Source organism: Kitasatospora sp. NPDC057198 (genome assembly GCF_042670125.1).
In the GTDB taxonomy this organism is placed as follows: domain Bacteria; phylum Actinomycetota; class Actinomycetes; order Streptomycetales; family Streptomycetaceae; genus Kitasatospora.
In genome coordinates this window covers 1-3,752 of record NZ_JBHUWH010000626.1, presented here as the reverse complement: position 1 = coordinate 3,752, position 3,752 = coordinate 1, and the positions used below count along the sequence as shown (strand labels likewise).

The window sequence follows — 3,752 nt, the reverse complement described above, 5'->3', positions numbered from 1 at the left end:
GTCCAGGTCCAGAACGCGGGCTCCCCCGCACGCCACGGGCCCGGCGGACAGGACCCGACAGCTTTTCTCCGCCCGCAGCTGGTCGTCCTTCAGGTCCGAGGGGTACCCGCGTCGCTCCGTCATGGTGGATCAATATCGCGGAACGAGCCCGTTCTGCCGTGGGATCGGAGCACCGGGCCCGTTCCCCGGCGATCAATTCGGACACTTCGGGGGAATTCCCTATCGAACACCCTCCGGGAACTCTCCGGGCCCGCCCTGCCGCCCGCAGCAGAACTCGACTTCGGCCCTCCCCGGCTTCCGCGCCCTTCGCAGGCCGATGACCAGCGCTTTCGATCCGGAGGGCTTCCGGCGTCCTCGAACTATGTCGAACTCCGGCGCCCGGCAGGAGTTCTCCGCACTCACGACTCTTGACACCCTGTCACGCGTCCAACATTCTGGACCGCGCGATATCCAATGAGGGGTCTGAATTCGATCGGGGAGGACGTCATGTCGGTTGACCCGCGCCCCGAGGACGACGCCGAGGCCGCGGCGCCGGACATCAACATCAACCAGTAGTCCCCCGCACCACCCCGACCCGGCCGCCGCCACCCTTACGGCGGCGGGTCGAACTGCCGAGACCCGGAGGAGCACGACGATGGCCCATGCCACGCGCATCACGGTCGGCGGGGCCCGCGGTGTGCTCGCCCACAAGGAGATCGTCCTGCGCGAGCGGTTCCAGCGGACGCGGGGCCGCCCGTTCGGGGGCGCCATCGAGTGGCTGCCGCCGGTCGGCCACCCGGACTCCGGGCCCGGCATCACCGTCCGGGGCCGCGAGGAGTTCCGCGCCCGTCGCTACCACCGCGCCGCGGCGAATCTGGTGGTCATCGGGAACTTCACCCCGGAGGCCGGCGCCGAGCAGGCCCGCCGCCTCCTGGAGAGCATTCCCGAGGCGCCGGACGGAAATCCACCGGACCGGCCCAGGGGCGAATGCCGGACTGAATGCGTAGGCAAATGCGGAAACGAATGCGCAGGTGAATGCAGAGCGGACCACCAGGCGCACGCAAAGACGATACGGCCGTTTCCGCGACGCGCGAAGTCATCCGGAACGCCGACCGAAGCCGGATACTCGTCGGAATACCCATTCCAGCGGCCGGTTCCGCGATATCCACCCTCGCCGAGACGGGTGCGGTGGCGCTCGCCTACGGAGCTTCGAGCCTGCTCCAGCGGCATCCGGTCGGGGAATTGGGAATAGCGCAGTCCGTGCAGGCGAGCACCGTGTTCCGGTCGCGACGCGCGCACCGGCGGTTCAGGCCGGTGCCGGTCGGCCTGGACGTGTCCGCCGAGGTGCTGCGGCTCGGTTTCGCGCCGCTGCGGGCCGCGACTGGCGGCGGGGTCCGGCACGGGACCGAGGCGTACGTGTTCGTGTTCGACGTCGAGCACCTGATGTCCCGTCAGCACTTCTTCGAAACGGCGTCGTTCGGGGTGTTCACGGCGGCCGCCCCGGACCGGATGTCCTGGAAGTACCCGAACCCCCGGGCCTACCGCTTCCCACTGCAGAACATCGGGCACGCCGCCCGGGTGTTCGCGATGGCCTGCGGGGTCCCGGACACCGCGCCCGACGGGATGCCGCCGCCGAACCGGATCCCGCACCTCGTACCTCGCACCTCGCACCTCGTACCTCGAACCTCGCACCCGACCACTACAGGCACCGCTACCAGAGGGACAGGCAGAAGCATGAGTGGCACCCGCCCCGCGCCAGGGCTCCGCACCAACCGCAACTGGCAGAAGCTGTGGCTCGGCCAGGCGGTCTCGCAGTTCGGCGACTTCGTCTTCGACACCACCCTGGTGCTGTGGGTCGGGGCGGAGATCGCCGCCGGTGCCTCGTACGCGCCCGCCGCCGTGAGCGGCGTCCTGATCGCGGCGGCGGTGCCGACGGTGCTGGTCGGGCCGCTCGCCGGGGTGTACGCGGACCGCTGGAACCGCAGGCGCACCATGATGGCCGCCGACCTGGTCCGGGCGGCGCTGGTGGGCCTGCTGGTGGTGGTGAGCGTCGTCGGGTCGGCGTGGTCGGTGGGGCTGCGGCTGGCGCTGGTGTACACGGTGGTGGCGCTGTCCTCGGTGGCCGCCCAGTTCTTCAACCCGTCCCGGTTCGCCACGATCGGCGCGGTGGTGGCGGAGGCCGACCAGCCGCAGGCGTACAGCCTGGCCACCGCCAGCGCGAACTCGGCCGCGGTGCTGGGTCCGCCGCTGGCGGCCCCGCTGCTGTTCTCGGTGGGCGCGCAGTGGGCGCTGGTCGTGAACGCCGCCTCGTTCCTGGTGTCCTTCGCGTGCATCGCGTGGACCCGGATCGACGCGGACGGCCCGGCGGCGCGTCCGGTGGGGAAGGCGTCGGGGCTGCGCGCCGAACTGGCGGAGAGCTGGCGGTTCATCGCCGCGAGCCCGGTACTGCGGACGGTGACGGTGACGCTGGTCGTCTACACCTTCGGCGTGGGTCTGATCACCGTCCTGGAGATCTTCTTCGTCGCGGAGAACCTGCACGCGGACGCCGACTGGGTCGGCACCCTGAACGGCGCGCTGGGCGCGGGCAGCGTCCTCGGCGCGCTGCTCGCACCGAGGCTGATGCGCCGGACGGGCACCTACCGGCTGTTGAGCTGGGGCGTGCTGGTGACGGCGGTGCTGGTGGGCCTGTTCGCCAGGTCCTCGTCGGTGTGGGTGGCGGTCGCGGTGATCGGGCTGATCGGGGTGCCGCTGGCGCTGGTGAACACCGTGCTCGGCCCGATCATCCTGGCGGAGACGCCCGCCGGGATGCTGGGCCGGGTGAGCGCCGCGATCAACCCGCTGGTCTTCCTGGCGTCGGTGTCCTCGATGGTGATCGCCGGGCTGCTGGCGAGCGCGCTCTCCCCGGACTTCTCGGTGACCGTCCTGGGCGTGGGCTTCCACCGCACCGACACGATCTTCCTGGCCAGCGGTCTGATCATGGTGTGCGCGGGGCTGTACGCGGTCTCCCGGGTCCGGTCGGTCGAGGCGGCGCCGGGCCGGGCGGCCCGGCCCGCCGCCGGGGGCGCGGTGCCCGCCGGGGAGGCGGCGCAGTGACCCGGGCCGGCTGCACCGCCGGCACCTCCCCCGACGAGCAGCGCGAACGGCCGGCCGCCGCCGGACTCGACCCCCTCACCCCGACCCCGCGCTCAGACCCCGCGCCCCGGCCCCCGCGCCCCGGGGCCGGCGGCGGTATCCTGCGCGGATGAACGGGACTTGGGGCGAGGAGCAGCTGATCGCGGACGGCTTCGAGCGGGTGACCGTCGAACTGGAGTGGTACGACGGCCTGCGGGCCGGCCTGGCCGGTGTCGGGGGCGAGCCGCACTACTTCGACGGCTACGGCCAGTACACCGGCGACGGCCCCGGCGAGTACCGGGTCTGGCCCGCGCCCCCGGCCGCGGTGGCGTGGGAGCACGAGCAGTGGGCCATCCGCCTCCGGTGGTCCGGGCAGCGCGGGGAGGGCGCCCCCGATCCGGCCCTGGGCGGGGTCGACGCCCGCTACGACGAGCTGGACGCCCTGCTGGCCGGGCACCGCCAGGAGCCGCCGGACGCCCGCCTGCTGGCGGGCGAGGTGCGGCACACCGGCGCCGGCGACGGCCCTGAGGGCACGGGCTACTGGGTCCGGTGGCGCCTGCACTGCTGAACCCGGCCGCCGCACGCGCCGCCGCACGCGCCGCGCCCCGCACCACAATGGTCCGGGAACCGCCCCGCCCTGCCCCACCCCTCCCTCCCGACCC

At 72.9% G+C, this 3,752-nt stretch carries 2 protein-coding genes; both read left to right on the top strand.

The features are described from left to right. Window positions 1-1,293 precede the first annotated feature (1,293 nt). The gene (locus tag ACFUEL_RS36800; protein ID WP_380242103.1) at window positions 1,294-3,072 is read left to right on the top strand and encodes an MFS transporter; all 1,779 of its coding nucleotides are present in this window, start codon (window positions 1,294-1,296) and stop codon (window positions 3,070-3,072) included. A gap of 148 nt (window positions 3,073-3,220) precedes the next feature. Beyond that, entirely contained in the window at window positions 3,221-3,658 is a 438-nt protein-coding gene (locus ACFUEL_RS36795) for a hypothetical protein (RefSeq protein ID WP_380242101.1), read from the top strand. Window positions 3,659-3,752 lie beyond the last annotated feature (94 nt).